At 73.3% G+C, this 15,905-nt stretch carries 13 protein-coding genes; 6 read left to right on the plus strand and 7 right to left on the minus strand.

The features are described from left to right. Positions 1-55 precede the first annotated feature (55 nt). From CEB94_RS04875 to lnt, 3 genes are all read right to left on the minus strand, one after another. Complete coding sequence (locus tag CEB94_RS04875) at positions 56-856, minus strand: 3-hydroxybutyrate dehydrogenase (RefSeq protein WP_175430974.1); 801 nt, start codon at positions 854-856, stop codon at positions 56-58. Positions 857-910: 54 nt separating this feature from the next. Next, complete coding sequence (locus CEB94_RS04880; protein ID WP_175430975.1) at positions 911-1,390, minus strand: NUDIX hydrolase; 480 nt, start codon at positions 1,388-1,390, stop codon at positions 911-913. A 68-nt stretch (positions 1,391-1,458) separates the two neighbouring features. After that, on the minus strand, positions 1,459-3,075 hold the full coding sequence (lnt, locus tag CEB94_RS04885; RefSeq protein ID WP_175430976.1) for an apolipoprotein N-acyltransferase: 1,617 nt from the start codon (positions 3,073-3,075) through the stop codon (positions 1,459-1,461). A gap of 216 nt (positions 3,076-3,291) precedes the next feature. Between lnt and CEB94_RS04890 the strand changes: the two genes are divergently transcribed. Beyond that, entirely contained in the window at positions 3,292-4,368 is a 1,077-nt protein-coding gene (locus CEB94_RS04890; RefSeq protein WP_246111728.1) for an O-antigen ligase family protein, read from the plus strand. Between the two features lie 41 nt (positions 4,369-4,409). Here CEB94_RS04890 and CEB94_RS04895 read toward each other — a convergent pair whose 3' ends face one another. Continuing rightward, complete coding sequence (locus tag CEB94_RS04895) at positions 4,410-4,964, minus strand: hypothetical protein (protein ID WP_175430978.1); 555 nt, start codon at positions 4,962-4,964, stop codon at positions 4,410-4,412. 115 nt (positions 4,965-5,079) lie between these two features. Beyond that, positions 5,080-5,865 carry a glutamate racemase gene (locus tag CEB94_RS04900; protein ID WP_175430979.1) on the minus strand — a complete coding sequence of 262 codons (786 nt, stop codon included), beginning with the start codon at positions 5,863-5,865 and terminating at the stop codon, positions 5,080-5,082. A 39-nt stretch (positions 5,866-5,904) separates the two neighbouring features. Between CEB94_RS04900 and CEB94_RS04905 the strand changes: the two genes are divergently transcribed. Further along, the gene (locus CEB94_RS04905; RefSeq protein WP_175430980.1) at positions 5,905-7,095 is read left to right on the plus strand and encodes a glycosyltransferase; all 1,191 of its coding nucleotides are present in this window, start codon (positions 5,905-5,907) and stop codon (positions 7,093-7,095) included. Between the two features lie 16 nt (positions 7,096-7,111). On the opposite strand, the gene CEB94_RS04910 is transcribed toward CEB94_RS04905, so the two are convergent. After that, the gene (locus CEB94_RS04910) at positions 7,112-8,332 is read right to left on the minus strand and encodes a TerD family protein (protein WP_175430981.1); all 1,221 of its coding nucleotides are present in this window, start codon (positions 8,330-8,332) and stop codon (positions 7,112-7,114) included. Positions 8,333-8,630: 298 nt separating this feature from the next. Here CEB94_RS04910 and CEB94_RS04915 point away from each other — a divergent pair, with 298 nt between their 5' ends. The 4 genes from CEB94_RS04915 to CEB94_RS04930 all read left to right on the plus strand — a co-directional run bounded on the left by CEB94_RS04915 (position 8,631) and on the right by CEB94_RS04930 (position 13,290). Then, positions 8,631-9,059, plus strand: a complete 429-nt coding sequence (locus CEB94_RS04915; protein ID WP_031139469.1) for a DUF6643 family protein — start codon at positions 8,631-8,633, stop codon at positions 9,057-9,059. Positions 9,060-9,103: 44 nt separating this feature from the next. Beyond that, positions 9,104-9,931 (plus strand): MOSC domain-containing protein, encoded by an 828-nt coding sequence (locus tag CEB94_RS04920; protein WP_175430982.1) that lies wholly within the window; start codon positions 9,104-9,106, stop codon positions 9,929-9,931. 163 nt (positions 9,932-10,094) lie between these two features. Then, on the plus strand, positions 10,095-10,700 hold the full coding sequence (locus CEB94_RS04925) for an Rv1733c family protein (protein ID WP_175430983.1): 606 nt from the start codon (positions 10,095-10,097) through the stop codon (positions 10,698-10,700). Between the two features lie 154 nt (positions 10,701-10,854). After that, the gene (locus CEB94_RS04930; RefSeq protein WP_175430984.1) at positions 10,855-13,290 is read left to right on the plus strand and encodes a right-handed parallel beta-helix repeat-containing protein; all 2,436 of its coding nucleotides are present in this window, start codon (positions 10,855-10,857) and stop codon (positions 13,288-13,290) included. Positions 13,291-13,298: 8 nt separating this feature from the next. Here the strand turns inward: CEB94_RS04930 and CEB94_RS04935 are convergent, their stop codons facing one another. Continuing rightward, positions 13,299-15,653 (minus strand): hypothetical protein, encoded by a 2,355-nt coding sequence (locus CEB94_RS04935; protein WP_175430985.1) that lies wholly within the window; start codon positions 15,651-15,653, stop codon positions 13,299-13,301. Between the last annotated feature and the right edge of the window lie 252 nt (positions 15,654-15,905).

A 15,905-nucleotide genomic window follows, 5' to 3' on the forward strand; every position in this document is an offset into this window, starting at 1 on the left:
CCGGCCCGTCCCGTCAGGCCTGTGGACAACTCCCCCGGCCGACGAGACCGGCCGCTCAGTGGGCGGTCCAGCCACCGTCGAGGACGAGCGAGGTACCAGTCACGAAGGACGCCTGCGGACCGCACAGATACGCCACCGCCTCGGCGACCTCCTCCGGTTCGATCAGCCGCTTGACGGCGCTGCCCTTGAGCAGCACCTCCGCCAGGACGCGCTCCTCGGGCATGCCGTGCGCCTGCGCCTGGTCGGCGAGCTGTTTCTCGACCAGTGGGGTGCGCACATAGGCGGGGTTCACACAGTTCGAGGTGACACCGTGGGGCGCGCCTTCGAGGGCGGTGGTCTTGGACAGTCCTTCCAGACCGTGTTTGGCGGCCACATAGGCCGACTTGTAGGCCGAGGCGCGCAACCCATGGACGGACGACACGTTCACGACGCGGCCCCACCCCTGCCCGTACATGTGGGGCAGGGCCCCGCGGATGAGCCGGAACGGTGCCTCCAGCATCACGGTGAGCACCGTGTGGAACACGTCGGGCGGGAACTCCTCGATGGGGCGCACCAGTTGGATCCCGGCGTTGTTGACGAGGACGTCGGTGCCGACGGCGGCGAGTTCGGCGGCGTCCAGATCGGTGAGGTCGAGGACGTGCGGCTCTACCGTGCCGGCGAGGCCGCGCCCCTGGTCGGCCAGTGTCGCCAGGCCCGCGGCGTCCCGGTCGACGGCTCTCACCTTGGCCCCGGCGGCCGCGAGCCGCAGCGCGCAGGCACGGCCGATGCCGCCGGCGGCGCCGGTGACGAGCGCGGTGCGGCCCCCCAGGTCGAGCGGGGAGGCGTGGGGGGCCGGGAGGGCACGGGACGCGGTCATGGTTCGACCCTAGGCAGCGTCCCTGCCCCGTCCCATGTGTTCACGCCCCATAGTTCAGCCGGAGGCAGTGGGGTCGAACCATGTGGGGGCTTCCGACAGGGCCTGCTTGATCCGGAACAGGCCGAACTCGTCCAGCTCGGGCAGCGTGTCGACATCGAACCAGGCCACGTCCAGCGACTCGTCGTCGTTGACCCGAGCCTCGCCGCCGACGGCCCGGCAGCGGAAGGTGATGTCCATGTACTGGCAGGTGTCGCCGTTCTCGTACGTGACGGGCTGCAGGGCCTGGACGAGGACGACCCGTTCGGCGACGCAGCGCACGGCCGTCTCCTCGTGGACCTCCCGCACCGCGCAGGCCGCGGGCTGCTCCCCCGGGTCCGGGATGCCTCCGATCACGGACCACTTGCGGGTGTCGGCCCGGCGGTTGAGCAGCACTCTGCCCTCGTCGTCGAAGACGAGGGCGGTGACCCCGGGAAGCCAGAGCAGCTGATGACCGGCCGAGGCGCGGAGTGTGCGGATGAAGTCGGGAGTAGCCATGCCGTCGACCCTAATGGGCCGATTCCGGCGCCCCGGCGCGATTCAGGCCGCGTGCGACGGGCGTACGGCTACACGTCACCGGCGCGTCGCCCGCGCAGCCCGGCGCCGACGGCCCAGCCGAGTCCTCCGGCCGCTACCAGCACGAGGGCGACCTCCGGCAGGATGCCGAGGCGCGTGGCGGGGGTCTGCGAGGACCGCAGCGGCACCTTCTGCACCAGCGAGTCGGCCACGAACATGCCGGTCTTCTGCGTGATCCTGCCGTCCGGCATGATGATCGCGCTGACACCGCTGGTCACCGGCACCGTCACGGTCCGGCTGTGCTCGACCGCCCGTACACGGGACATGGCGAGCTGCTGGTAGGTCATCTCGCTGCGGTCGAAGGTGGCGTTGTTGCTCGGCACGGAGATCATCTGGGCGCCGTCGGTGACCTCGGAGCGCACGGTCCAGTCGAAGGCCGCCTCGTAGCAGGTGACGAGGCCGACCTTGGCGCCGTCCATGGTGAACACGCCCGGCTTGGTGCCCCGGCTGAAGTCCTGGCGGACCATCGCCGTCCAGTTCGGGTTGATCGCGCCGATGAGCGAACGCAGCGGCAGGTACTCGCCGAACGGCTGGATCTGGCGCTTGTCGTAGGTGTCGACGGGGCCCTTCACCGGGTCCCACAGGATCTGCTCGTTGTACAGCTTGCCATCCCGCTCGACGACGCCGCCGACCGAGATGGGCACGCCGATGGACGTCGCCGCCGCGTCGATGACGGCGCGGGCGTCGGGGTTGGCGAAGGGATCGATGTCGGAGGAGTTCTCCGGCCACAGCACGAAGTCGGGCCGTGCGACCTTGCCCGCCTTGACCTCGGCGGCCAGGCGTTCCGTCTCGCGCGCATGGTAGTCGAGCACGGCCCGCCGCTGGGAGTTGAAGTCGAGGCCGGCTCGGGGCACATTCCCCTGGACCACCGCGACGGTCACACTGCCGTCCTCGGCCTTGTCGCTGACCAGCGCCCGGGCGGCGAACGCCCCCAGGACCGGGACGCCCATGCTCAACACGGCGACGGCCGCCGCCGCGCGGCGCACGACCCCGGTGGCCCGCCGCTCCAGGCCGAGACGCACGGCCTCGTACAGTCCGAAGCCGCACAGGACCACGGCGAAGCCGAGCACCGGGGTGCCGCCCACCGCGGCGAGCGGCAGGAACACACCGTCCGCCTGGCCGAAGGCGACCTTTCCCCAGGGGAAGCCGTTGAAGGGCGCACGCGCGCGTGCCGCCTCACCGGCGATCCACACGGCGGCCGCCCACACCGGCCAGCCGGGCAGCCTCGACACGGCCGCGACCCCCGCGCCGACCAGGGCGACGAAGAGCGCCTCGATCGCCACCAGGGCGAGCCAGGGGCCCGGCCCCACCTCCACTCCGGTCCACACCAGCAGCGGCAGCAGGAAGCCGAGGCCGAAGAGGTAGCCGAGGCCGAGTGCCGCCTTCCAGCCCCGGCCGCGCAGCACCCAACCGAAGACGGCGAAGGCCGGCAGGGCCAGCCACCACAGGGTGCGGGGCGGGAAGGAGACGTAGAGGAGCAGGCCGGAGAGCGCGGCTGCGGCGGCCGGAACAAGACGTACGAGCCGCCGGGCCCACGTCCGCGCCCCGGGCGCGATCCGCGGCTCCAGCTGGTCCGATTCGCCGACGGAGGTTGCGGTGACGGTCACTCCCGGAGTCTAAGGCGCGTGCCCATGGGGTCGACAGCGCGGTACATGTGACGGAGTCCTTGTTCATTTCGTCACGACACATCCCCAAACTCTCCACCAGCCGTTACGGTGTGCCCAGCCTCAGTCGTACGGCCCGTGGCGGCCCGTGGCGGCCGGGGTCTTCACAAGTCGGGGGCGATGGTGCGCCGGGGGGCGGGCGGGGTGGGTTCCAGTGGGGTGACGTCTGCGTCCGGGCCGGACGCGGACGGCGAGAGACGAATCGTTTCTGACGCGGCGGGTGTCGTGGTGCTGGGCGCCTGCGCCGTCTGGTCCCTGATCACGGCGGCCGTGCACGACGGCAGGCCCGAGGGGGTTCTCCTGGCGGTGCTGGCCGTGGCCGCCGGGTACGCCGCCGGGCGGATCAGCGGGGCGCTGCTTCCGGTCGGCGCGCCCTTGGCCGGAGCTCTGGCCGGCATCGCGCTGACGGTGGCCGTTCCGCACCTCGCTCCGGGCCCGCAGATCGCCGCACCCCTGGGGCATGCCGGGGCCACCGCCGCCGTGCTGACGCTGTCGGCCGGTGCCGCGTGCTGTGCGGCCTGGGCCGCGCCGGTGCCGGCCGTTCGGTTCGCCCTGCGCCTGCTGGCGGCGGGCACCGCGGTGCTGGCGGCCGTGCTCGGTTCGACCAGCGGCTTCGTGACCTGTCTCGCGGTGCTGGTGTGCTCTCTGGCCGCCGGCCGCACCCGTCACCGCGGCGCCGGCATGGCCGTACTGGCCGCGGTCGCCGCTGTGGTGACCGGCCTGGTCTGGGCGCTGGCCACGCGGGCCGTGCCGGGCGGGTTCGTGGCCGCTCTGGAGGGGCGGCTGACACCGCATCGCGTGCGGCTGTGGCAGGACGCGTGGCATCTGCTGGGCGACGACGCCGCGCTGGGGACCGGCCCGGGCCGCTTCGGGGAGCTGAGCCCGACGTCCGCCCAGTCACTGCTGTCCGACGGCAAGCCCCACTCGGCGCCTCTGCAGCAGGCGGCGGAACAGGGGATCGTCGGCGTGGTCCTGCTGGCGGCGGCGTTCGTCTGGGTCCTGTACGCGCTGTGGCGTGGCCCGCGCCCGACGCCGGTGGCGCTCACCGCCGGCGCGGCCCTGACGGCGCTCGCCGCCATCGCCGCGATCGGCAACGCGTTGAGCTTCACGGCCGTTTCGGTGGGGGCGGGCCTGCTGGCGGGCATGGCCACGGCGCGTCCCATCGAACCGTCGAGCCGGGCTCCGGAGGCACAGGTGCGGGGAGCGGGACGCAGTCTGCTCAGTGACAGTCAGTGATCGCTGCCGTCGATCACGACCGGTGACGAGCGCGCGGCGACTCAGTGCGCGGGAGCGCCCGGTTTGGTGGGCCGCAGCCGTGCCTCGATCACTCGTACGGCCGCTTCCGCGTCGTCCACGGTGATCGTGAAGGTGTGACCGTCCCACAGCTCCAGCTCGACGCCCTCACCGCGTCGTACGACCACCGCGGTGCCCTTCTCGGGCCGCCATCGGTAACCCCAGCCACCCCAGTGGCGGGGGGTGACATGAGAGATGTACGTGGCGCCGGCCACGTCGGAGAGCGGGATACGGCGGCGGGGCACGCCGATGTGGCCGCAGCGCACTTCGAGGTGCTTGTCGTCGACCCGCAGGGCGACGTGCACGAAGGCGAGGGTGCCGAAGAGGACCAGGAGCCCGGCGGCGATGCACCCGACGACGGCCATGACGAGGGGGGCGATGCCGGACTTCCATGCCGAGTCGACGGCCAGCCCGATGCCGAGCGCCATGCAGGCGGCGCCCACGAGCGCCAGCAGCCACTGCACCCGGTTGGTGGCTCGGCCGGTCCAGACGTCCGGGTGCGGGCTGGGGGCGTTCTCGCCGTGGCGGTGGTCCCTCATGTCTATGAGGGTACTCAGGTTTCGCTCCGCTGGTACCTCGTGGCGGAGCGTGACTGCGCCGGTCGGGCGTCGCGCTGATCCGCCTCGCCGATGACCCTCGGTGACCGGTTTGCGGTCAGCCGGCGGGCGTGACCGCCTGCAGCAGACGTCCTTCGGCGTACGCCAGGGCGGTAGCGGGCAGCGCGCCCTCGCGTCCGCTGAGCAGCACGGTGAGCGTGCCGTGCGGTGGGGCTCCCGGCGCGGGCTGCTCGCCGAGCCGGCGCAACGCCTGGGCGGCCACCGCGCCGGCGGAGCCGTGCAGCACGAGGGGCGGGCGGCCGGGGCGCTGGACGGCGGTCCGGATGCGCTCGGCGACCAGTTCGTAGTGGGTGCAGCCCAGGACGACGGTGGTCACATCGTCCGGGGTGAGGGCGGCGGCCGCGGACACGGCCGCGTCGATCGCCGTCTCGTCCGCGTGTTCCACGGCCTCGGCGAGGCCCCAGCAGGGCACCTCGGTGACGGGCACGTCGCCGGCGAAGTTCCGGATCAGGTCCTTCTGGTAGGGGCTGCCGGTGGTGGCCGGGGTGGCCCAGATCGCGAGGTGCCCGCCGCCGGCCGCGGCCGGCTTGATCGCGGGGACGGTGCCGATGACCGGCAGTGCCGGTTCGAGGCGGGCGCGCAGGGCGGTGAGCGCGTGCACGGTCGCGGTGTTGCAGCCGACGATCAGGGCGTCGGGACGGCGCGCGGCGGCCGCCTCGGCGACGGCCAGGGCACGCTCGGTGAGGTCCTGCGTGGTGCGCGGGCCCCACGGCATGCCGTCGGGGTCCAGGGAGAGCACGAGATCGGCGTCGGGGCGCAGCCGCCGTACCGCCGCGGTGGCCGCCAGCAGACCGATTCCGGAGTCCATGAGCGCGATCTTCACCCGATCACGATAGACGATGAGCGGTCTCGGGCAGGTCCGGTGGGGCAGACTGCGCGCGTGAGCGCCGTTGTGTGGACTGCCGCTGGATCACTGCTCGCCTGGCTGTGGCTGCTGCTCTGTCAGGGCTTCTTCTGGCGCACCGATGTGCGACTGCCGCCGCGCGCGGAGCCGGACGCGTGGCCCTCCGTGTGCGTGGTCGTCCCCGCTCGCGACGAGGCGGCCGTGCTGCCCGCCGCGCTGCCGTCGCTGCTCGCTCAGGACTATCCGGGGCGGGCGGAGATCTTCCTCGTCGACGACGGCAGTGCGGACGGCACCGGTGAGCTGGCGCGCGAGCTGGCACGCCGGCACGGCGGGCTGCCACTGACCGTGAGCTCGCCGGGCGAGCCGCCGACGGGCTGGACCGGCAAGCTGTGGGCGGTGCGCCACGGCATCGGGCTGGCACGCGCGCGTGGGCCCGAGTACCTCCTCCTGACGGACGCCGACATCGCGCACGCGCCGGACAGTCTGCGGGAGCTGGTGGCGGCGGCCCGTCCCGGTGGATTCGACGTCGTCTCCCAGATGGCCCGGCTGCGGGTGGAGAGCGTGTGGGAACGGCTCGTCGTGCCGGCGTTCGTCTACTTCTTCGCCCAGCTCTACCCCTTCCGCCGGATCGCCGGGCAGGGCCGGACGGCGGCCGCGGCCGGGGGCTGCGTATTGCTGCGGGCGGAGGCCGCCGAGCGGGCGCGGATCCCGGATGCGATCCGGCACGCCGTGATCGACGACGTGGCGCTCGCCCGGGCCGTCAAGCGCGGCGGCGGCCGCGTCTGGCTGGGGCTCGCCGAGCGGGTGGACAGCGTGCGGCCGTATCCGCGGCTGCACGACCTGTGGCGCATGGTGTCGCGCAGTGCGTACGCCCAGCTGCGGCACAACCCTGCGCTGCTGGCCGGGACGGTCGCCGGGCTGGCGCTGGTGTATCTGGTCCCGCCCTTGGCGGTCCTGGCCGGTCTCGCCGCCGGCCAGGCGCCGGCCGCGGTCATCGGCGGCCTCGCGTGGCTCGTCATGGCGGGGACGTACGTCCCGATTCTCCGCTACTACCGGCAGCCGCTGTGGCTCGCTCCCCTGCTGCCGTTCACCGCGTTCCTCTATCTCCTCATGACGGTCGATTCGGCGGTGCAGCACCACCGGGGACGGGGAGCGGCCTGGAAGGGCCGCACCTACGCCCGGCCGGACGCCGTGCCCGACGAGGGCTGACGGCCGCCGGGAGGCGTCACTTGCGGCCGGGGGTCCAGTTCATGCCCCACCCGTAAGCGTGGTCGACGGTCCGCTGCGGGCTCACTCCGCGCGCGGGCACCAGGTAGCGCGCCTCCCGCCGGACGATCAGATCGCCGCCGGTGTTGGTGATCAGGGCGAGCGCGCACACGAGTGAGGGGACGGTGCACTCGTCGAGCGAGAACTCGATCGGTGCCCCGTGCTGCGGCTGGAGCGTGACCGAGGCGTGCAGGTCGGCGAAGGAGCGGGCACCTTCGTAGATGGTGACGAAGATGAGGATGCGCCGGAAGGCGTTCTTGTGGTCGAGGTTGACGGTGAGGTTCTCACCCGTCGACACGGCGCCGGTGCGGTCGTCGCCGTCGAGGTGGATGTACGGAGGCTGGTGCAGCGCCCCGAAACTGTTGCCGAGGGCCTGTACGACGCCCTTGCTGCCGTCGTCGAGTTCGTACAGCGCGCACAGGTCGAGGTCGAGGTCGGAGTGCATCGCGGTCGGGCGCCCGAACTTGCCGCTCCACCCCGAGAACTGCTTGCGCACCTCCCAGTTGAGGTTCACGTGCAGCGCGCCGGAGGTGCCGCCCTGCTTGGTGAGGGAGACCGAGGGGGCCGCCTTGGTGAGCGTCACCTTGGTGAGGCGGACGGGCTCGGGCGGCGTGGCCGCGGGGGGCGCCGGTGCGACGGCCGGGGCCGGTGCGGCCTGCTGGGGCTCGTCCACCGTGATGCCGTAGTCCGTGGCCAGCCCTTCGAGTCCGCTGCTGTAGCCCTGGCCGACGGCGCGGAACTTCCAGGCGCCCTGGCGGCGGTAGAACTCGCCCAGCACGAAAGCGGTTTCAGTGGTGGCGCCCGGGTTGTCGAAGCGGGCCACCGGCGCGCCCTGGGCTGCGTCCTGGACCTCGATGTACAGGCCGGGGACCTGTCCGAAGGGGCCGCCGTCGGAGGAGGCGGCGAGGACGACCGTCTCGATCGCGGGCTCCACGCGCGCGAGGTCGACGAGGAGCGCGTCGGTGACCCGGCCGTCGGTGGTGCGCTTGCCCTCGTGCCGGATCGCGCCGGAGGAGTGCGCGGGCTGGTTGTAGAAGACGAAGTCCGCGTCCGAGCGGACCTTTCCGCCGATCAGCAGCAAAGCGGAGGCGTCGGCGTCGGGCACGCCCGCCACGGCCCGCCACCCCAATTCCACCCGCAACGCCGCGGTGGGCACCGGAGTATTTGAACCTTTCAGCATTTGCATGTCCGCCCCCATTGCGTGTCACCGCGCCCGGGCCCGCCCCGGCCGTCCGTCGAGTTCCCTGCGCACAACCTATTCCTTGCCGCGGCGAAGTCCCATGCGCCGCCGCGCGGAAGGCCAGGCGGTCAACCCCCGGTAACCGCCCGGAACTCGGCCTTTACACGATCAGGCCCCCGTTCGGCGCCCCATTTTGCCGAGTTCGCTCGCATTGGGGATCCCTGGTCACTGCGGACACGGAAAACAACCCTCTTATCGGTCTCCCCAACCAGCACATCGTGGGCTTAACTTATGTGCCATGACCTCCCCCCGCTCCACCTATGGCGGCGGCTACTACTCCGCCTCCTTCCCGGACACCCCGATCTACGACAGGCTCGTCGCCGAGCGGGGCACCCCGCAGATCGCCCCGATCCGGGTCCCCGCTCAGTACGACATGCCGGGCGGCAACCTGCCCGCACTCCCGTCGGCGCTGCCCGCCCTGCCGGCAGCTCCCTCCCAGCCCGCCTACGGCTATCCGCAGGCGCAGCAACCCGCCCCTCTGCAGCAGGCGCCCGCGGCGTACATCCCGCAGCAGGCGACCGCTCCGCGCGGCTACCCCGGACCCCAGCCGCAGCAGCCGCGTCCGGCGGCCCCCGCGGGCTACGAGGCGATGCGCCCCGCGGCTCCCCGGCCGGCCCCGGCTCCCTATCAGGACCCGTACAACAACCAGCAGTACCGCGGGTACTGAGCCGACCTCCGGGGGCTGTCGGTGCCGACTGGCACGATGGCCTCATGGGGAACGCTCACCTGCACTCGATTCACGTATATCCGGTCAAGGCGGTCCGGGGCCTCGCGCCCCGGGAGGCCGTCGTGGAGCCCTGGGGGCTGGCCGGAGACCGGCGCTGGGTGCTGATCGACGACGGGGGAAAGGTCGTCACGCAACGCCGGCAGCCCCGCCTCGCGCTCGCCGCCGCCGAGCTTCAGCCCGGTGGCGACGTCCGTCTGTCCGCGCCCGGCATGGCGGCGTTGACGGTGCCCGTTCCCCGGCCCTTCGTCACCGTGCCGGTGGAGATCTTCCGCGACAAGGTCGAGGCGGTCCCGGCCGAGGACGAGGCCGCGCACGCCTGGTTCAGCTCCTACCTCGGCATCGATGCGCGCCTGGTGTACCTGGACGCCCCGGCCACGCGCCGGCCCCTCGCCCCGGAGTACGCGCTGCCCGGTGAGACCGTCTCCTTCGCCGACGGCTTTCCGCTGCTGCTCACCACGACTGCCTCGCTCGACGCCCTCAACTCCCTTGTCGCGCAGGGCGAGCACGCCGGTGAGGGCCCCCTGCCCATGAACCGCTTCCGTCCGAACGTGGTCGTCGCGGGCGCCCCAGCCTGGGCCGAGGACGACTGGTCGCGCCTCGCCGTCGGGGAGGTGCTCTTCCGCGTGCCCAAGGCCTGCGGCCGGTGCGTGGTGACCACCACCGACCAGGGCACCGGCGAGCGCGGCCACGAGCCCCTGTTCAGCCTGGGGCGGCACCGCCGGCTCGGCGGCAAGCTGGTCTTCGGGCAGAACCTGGTGCCGCTGTCCCGCGGCACGATCCGCGTCGGAGACCCGGTCAGGATCCTCGGATAGCTCTCCGGCCACCGCGGGAACCGCGCCGCCGGCTCGGGCGTTGGGCTTGTGTGAGAAATGCGTGAGAGACCCTGGGGAGAGGTGATGTCGCTCTCTCTTAGACGGGTCCGTGCGAGGGCGGCTCCACCGGGGAGTATCACGGAGCGGGAAGGGGGTGCGGGCGGTGCGAGCGATCAGCGGACTGTGGCGCTGGCGGCGCAATCCACTGTGCCGCGCGACCGACCTGGCCGAGGCCTGGGTGGCACTGGCCGCCCTGATGCTGATCCTGCTGGCCGCCCCGCTGGCCGGCTCGCTGGTCGGGGGCACGGCTGAGGACGCGCTGCAGCGCTCCGTCCGGGCACAGCACGAGGCGCGGCAACTGGTGACGGCTACCGTGGTCCGCAAGCTGGACCGCTCCCCGCTGGACGCCGACCCGGAGACCTCCTCGGGCAGGGATCTGCGCAACCGCGTCCTCGCCGACTGGACCGCACCGGACGGCACCTCGCACCAGGGCCCCGTGCTGGCCAGCCTCAAGGACCCGCGGCAGGGCGACGAGTTCCGGATATGGACCGACCGGCACGGCCGGATGGTGGCCCGCCCACTCGACTCCGCGACGGCCTCGACGCACGCGGTCCTCGCCGGCTTCGGCGCGGCCCTGGCGACGGGCGGTCTCGTAGAGGGCGGCAGACGGCTGATCGTCTGGCGCATGGTCCGCCGCCGGTACGCCCGTTGGGACCAGGCATGGGACAAGGCGGGCCCGGACTGGGGCAGGACGGGCGCCGGCAACTGACGGCCTTCCGGCTCTGGTCAACCCACCACCCGCGCGCACGCTACGGTGGTCCGGCCGAACCGTTCGGCACAACCCGCGCGCGAGCGGGCCTCAGGGACGCGCCCCGAGGGCGGACGAGCCATCAGTACGACCGAGGTGGGGGCACAGCTACACCATGGCACAGGGCACGGTCCAGGTGACGCACACCGGCACGTCGCGGTGGCGGCGCCGCACGGGTGAGTACGCATCGCTCGCCGCCGCCCTGGAGGCCGCGGCCGACGGAGACGTCCTCACCGTCGCCCCCGGCACCTACCGGGAGAACCTCGTCCTGCAGCGGGCGGTGACCCTGCGCGGCCCCGAGGGCTCCCCCGGCTCCGTGCGGATCGCGCCCTTGGACGGCGTGCCGCTGACCGTGCGCGCCTCGGCGGTGGTGCAGGACCTCCACGTGGAGGGCCAGGACGCGGCCGCCCCTGCCGTGCTGGTGGAGGAGGGCACCCCGGAGCTGCGGGACGTGCGGGTCGTGACGCGGTCGGCGGCCGGGATCGAGGTGCGCGGCAGCGCCCGGCCCACGGTGCGGCGCTGCGCGGTCGACAACCCTGCGGGCATCGGCATCGCCGTACTCGACGGCGCGGGCGGGGTGTTCGAGGAGTGCGAGGTCGTCGCGGCCGGCCAGGCGGGCGTGGCGGTGCGCGGCGGCGCCCACCCCCGCCTGGAGCGCTGCCGCATCCACCACACGTCGGGCTCCGGCCTGTCGGCGACCGGGGAGAACTCGGCGCTGGAAGCGGTGGGCTGCGAGATCTACGAAGTCCGGGGCAGCGGTGTGCAGATCACCGGCCGGGCCACAGCGCACCTCACCGACTGCGATGTGCACCGCACGACGGCCGACGGGGTCACCCTCGACACGGACGCGGTGCTGACACTCGCCGACTGCCGCATCCACGACATCCCGGAGAACGCGGTCGACCTGCGTTCCCGTTCCGTTCTCACGCTGACCCGCACCACGGTGCGGCAGTTCGGGCGCAACGGCCTGTCGGTGTGGGACCCGGGCACGCGCGTGGACGCCAACCAGTGCGAGATCTTCGACAGCACGGGCGACTACCCGGCGGTGTGGGTGAGTGACGGCGCCACCGCCGTACTGGACTCCTGCCGGGTGCACGACGTGCCGGACGCGCTGTTCGTCCTCGACCGCGGCTCGCGTGCGGACGTCGTCGACAGCGACCTGTCGCAGGTGCGCAACACAGCCGTGTCGGTGAGCGACGGCGCGACCGCGCAGCTCGACGACTGCCGGATCCGGGACGCGGCGACGGGGGCCTGGTTCCGCGACCACGGCAGCGGCGGCACGCTCAGCAACTGCACGGTGGACGGCACCCAGACCGGCGTGATCGTCACCAAGGGCGCCGACCCCACCGTGGAGCGCTGCACGATCGACTCCCCGGCGGAGGCCGGTGTCTACGTCTCGGCCGGCGGCCGGGGCAGCTTCCTGAACTGCCGGGTCACGGGCAGCGGCGGCTACGGTTTCCATGTGATCGACGGCAGCCGTACGACGCTGCGGAAGTGCCGCACGGAGCGGTGCGCGCGCGGGGGCTACGAGTTCGCGGACAGCGGCGCGGACGCGGCGTCCGCGGCGGGCCCGGTCGTCGAGGACTGCACGAGCGACGAGAGTGCGGGTCTGCGCACGCCCGCGGCGCCGGCGACGGCCGTGCAGGCGGTGAGCCACTCGCCCGGCCTGCTGGGCGCGGTGCCGGGACAGCGCACCGAGCCGGCGTCCCCGGTGCCGGTCGCCGAGCCCGAGCAGCCGGTCCGCTCCTCCAAGGACGTCCTCGGTGAACTCGACGCGCTGGTGGGCCTGGAGAGCGTCAAGCGCGAGGTGCGCGCCCTCACCGACATGATCGAGGTCGGCCGGCGCCGGCAGCAGGCGGGCCTGAAGGCGGCGTCGGTCAAGCGGCACCTGGTCTTCACCGGCTCCCCCGGCACCGGCAAGACGACGGTCGCGCGGCTCTACGGCGAGATCCTCGCCTCCCTCGGCGTGCTGGAGAAGGGCCACCTGGTGGAGGTGTCCCGGGTCGACCTGGTCGGCGAGCACATCGGCTCGACCGCGATCCGCACCCAGGAGGCCTTCGAGAAGGCGCGCGGCGGCGTGCTGTTCATCGACGAGGCGTACGCGCTGTCCCCGCAGGACGCGGGCCGCGACTTCGGCAAGGAGGCCATCGACACGCTGGTGAAGCTGATGGAGGACCACCGGGACGCTGTCGTGGTGATCGTCGCGGGCTACACGGCGGAGATGGAGCGCTTCCTGTCGGTCAACCCGGGCGTGGCGTCCCGCTTCTCGCGGACCATCACCTTCAGCGACTACGGCCCCGAGGACCTGCTGCGGATCGTGGAGCAGCAGGCCGAGGAGCACGAGTACCGGCTGGCGGCGGGCGCGGCGGAGGCCCTGGAAAAGTACTTCACGGTGCTCCCCAAGGGCCCGGCGTTCGGCAACGGGCGTACGGCGCGGCAGACGTTCGAGGCGATGGTCGAGCGGCACGCGAGCCGGGTCGCCCAGCTCCCGGAGCCGAGCAAGGACGACCTGACGCTGCTCTACGCCGAGGATCTGCCCGAGCTGCTCTGAGGTTCCCCTCAAGCGGCGGGCGGCTCGGGCTGGTGGCGCGGCATGGGCACCTCCGGGACGTCCGGCCGCAGCCGGGCCAGCAGCTTGCGGCGTTCCTCGGCGAAGGCCGGATCGGCCTGGTAGTCGGAGTGGCCGAGGATCGGCGCGGGCAGCGGCAGGAGATCGGTGCGGCCGTAGGCGAGGGGGTCCTTCAGGGGGGCGTGGTCGACCTGCGGGCCGCGGTCGCCGGGCAGGCGCATCGGGCCGCCGATGGGGTCGGTGAGCCGGTAGAGGTTGCGCCAGCAGTCGACGTCCCGGTGCAGGGAGCTGAGCGCGGCGGGGCCGAAGTGCGCCGGGAACCAACGGCCGTAGAGGCGCTCCAGCGGGGAGCCGTAGGTCAGCAGGGCGACCCGTTTGCGGGCGGACGGGGCGAGTTGCCAGGCCGCTGCTGCGGCGAGCACGCTGCCCTGGGAGTGCCCGGAGATGACCAGCCGGCCGCCGGTGGCACGGGTCCAGGTGGCCATCCGCCAGGTCAGGTCGGGCACCGCCCGCTCGGCGTAGCAGGGCGGGGCGAAGGGGTGGGAGGCGCGTGGCCAGAAGGTGCCGACGTCCCACAGGATGCCGATGGTGCGGCGGGCCGCGGCGTCCTTGTAGGCGCGCCGGCCCCAGGTGACGAAGAGTATGAATCCCAGGCCGATCAGCCAGGAGCCGAGGGCCTGGGCGGTCTCGGCGGCGCCGTGGACGACGGGGTAGGCGCCCTGCGCGGCCTCGCCCGGCGTCTCGTCGGTGGCGAGGGCTCCCACGAGGGCTCCGGCGCCCAGCAGCAGGGTGACGCCGGAGGTGACGGCGACGACGCGGGGTCCCCGGTCGGTGAGCGCGGCCATCGCCCGGGTGTAGGCGATGCGGCGGGTGCGGGCGGGGTCGAGGTCCTCGTCCGGGTAGTCGAGTGCCACGGCGACGCGCTCGGCGCGGACGAGCTGCCGGGCGCGACGGGCCAGCCAGCCGATGAGCCCCAGCAGTACGACGAGCAGCGGCGGGATCACGGACGCCTGCCAGGTCAGCAGCACCGGTGGGCCCTCGATCGACGTCCCGGTGCCGTCCAGCCAGTCGGACACGCGCTGCGACACACCGCCGGACATCACCCCGCCCAGCGCGCAGGCCAGCATCGCCACGGCCGGTCCGCCCAGGCCCCGCAGCACCGCCCGCCGGTCGGGGTCGGTGCGGTGCAGGACGTGGGCGACGACACCGAGGACGATCACGAGCAGGCCCTGGACCAGGGCGATCCCGCCGAAGGTCGCGTCACCCGGCAGCCGCCCTTCCGATGTCCACCCCGGGCGCTCCCACCCGGCGTACAGCAGGGCGAGGGCGAGCAGGACGAGCGCGGCCAGCGGCAGGCGTCGTACGAAACGCTCGTCGAGTTTCCGGTCCAGCCGTCTCTCGCTGCGGCCGCGACGGCACACCACCCACACCACGGCGACCGCGCAGGCCGCGAGGGCGACCTCCAGGAGCAGGCCCAGGGTGTCGAGTACGGCGGGACCGCCGGGGCGGCGGTCGTGGCGGGCGGCGGCACTGCCGACCGCGGCGGCGACCGTGATCAGGCCGGCGGCGGTGTGCGCGGCGCGCAGCCGGGCCACCAGCCGACGCCCGTACCAGAACCCGGGCCGCCCGAGTGCGGTCGGGCCGCCGTCCCCTTCGGGCTCGGGGGCACGTTCGATGGGCTGCTGGGACTCGTAGTCGCTCCACGTGCGCCGGGACAGGTACCACAGCAGGGCGGTCAGGGCGGCGGGCACGACGGCGGCGAGGGCGAGCCTGCGGCCGGGGGCGCTCCACCAGCCGCCGTCCGAGACGGTGGGTGAGAGGAAGCCCAGCCAGGAGTGGCGGTCCGCGCACGCGGCAGCGCCCGCGCACTGCCAGGCCGCCAGGTCGAGGGCGACCTCGCAGGCCGCCGCGACGAGCAGCACCGTCAGCGTGAGCGCCACGAGCCGCACCAGGAGGCCGTACAGGCGCACGGTGCGGCGGCGGCCGTGGGCGGTGGGGCGCATCCAGTGGGCGAGGTTGACGACCATGAACGGCAGCAGCAACAGCCACAGGGCGCGGGTGCCGTTGCCGGAGGTGAGGTTGCACCAGACGTAGGCCTCGGGCACCGGGCCGTCGCGACGGTGGTCGTCGGGGCTGTGCTCGGCGTCGACGTCGTCGGCGCGCCGGAAGACGGCCGCCGTGTCGTCGCCGGTGATGCGCACCGTCCGCGGATCGTTGAGCATCTCCTGCGGCGTGGTACCGCCCACGCCGTGGACCAGGAGTTCCAGGGCGGTCCCGGTCTCGCCGGGCCGCGTGGCGGGACCGTCCGGTCCGCCGGTCGACGCATGTTCCTGCGCGCGTTCCACTGATTCGCACTTCCCCCGTGACACGCCGTCGGCTCTGTCCGTGCGGGCACAAGGTTCTCCACTTCCGCGGCGCCGCACACCTCCTGTCACGGAATCTCCCCGATCCGTGATGAACCGCGGCGACGGTCGGGCCACCGGCGGCATGCGCGCGACGAGTGGGCGCGGTGGCGCTCTCCGCTCCGCGACATGCGAGGATGGGACACCCCTCGCACCGGAGCCAGGAAGAATGTCCTAGTCGGAGCCGGTGCAAGG

The organism is Streptomyces hawaiiensis (assembly GCF_004803895.1).
GTDB lineage: Bacteria > Actinomycetota > Actinomycetes > Streptomycetales > Streptomycetaceae > Streptomyces > Streptomyces hawaiiensis.

Excerpts from the sequence above, each read along its gene's own strand:
- CEB94_RS04875 (WP_175430974.1), bottom strand. The coding sequence starts at position 856 with ATGACCGCGTCCCGTGCCCTCCCGGCCCCCCACGCCTCCCCGCTCGAC.
- CEB94_RS04880 (WP_175430975.1), bottom strand. The coding sequence starts at position 1,390 with ATGGCTACTCCCGACTTCATCCGCACACTCCGCGCCTCGGCCGGTCAT.
- CEB94_RS04895 (WP_175430978.1), bottom strand. The coding sequence starts at position 4,964 with ATGAGGGACCACCGCCACGGCGAGAACGCCCCCAGCCCGCACCCGGAC.
- CEB94_RS04910 (WP_175430981.1), bottom strand. The coding sequence starts at position 8,332 with ATGCTGAAAGGTTCAAATACTCCGGTGCCCACCGCGGCGTTGCGGGTG.
- CEB94_RS04915 (WP_031139469.1), top strand. The coding sequence starts at position 8,631 with ATGACCTCCCCCCGCTCCACCTATGGCGGCGGCTACTACTCCGCCTCC.
- CEB94_RS04920 (WP_175430982.1), top strand. The coding sequence starts at position 9,104 with ATGGGGAACGCTCACCTGCACTCGATTCACGTATATCCGGTCAAGGCG.
- CEB94_RS04930 (WP_175430984.1), top strand. The coding sequence starts at position 10,855 with ATGGCACAGGGCACGGTCCAGGTGACGCACACCGGCACGTCGCGGTGG.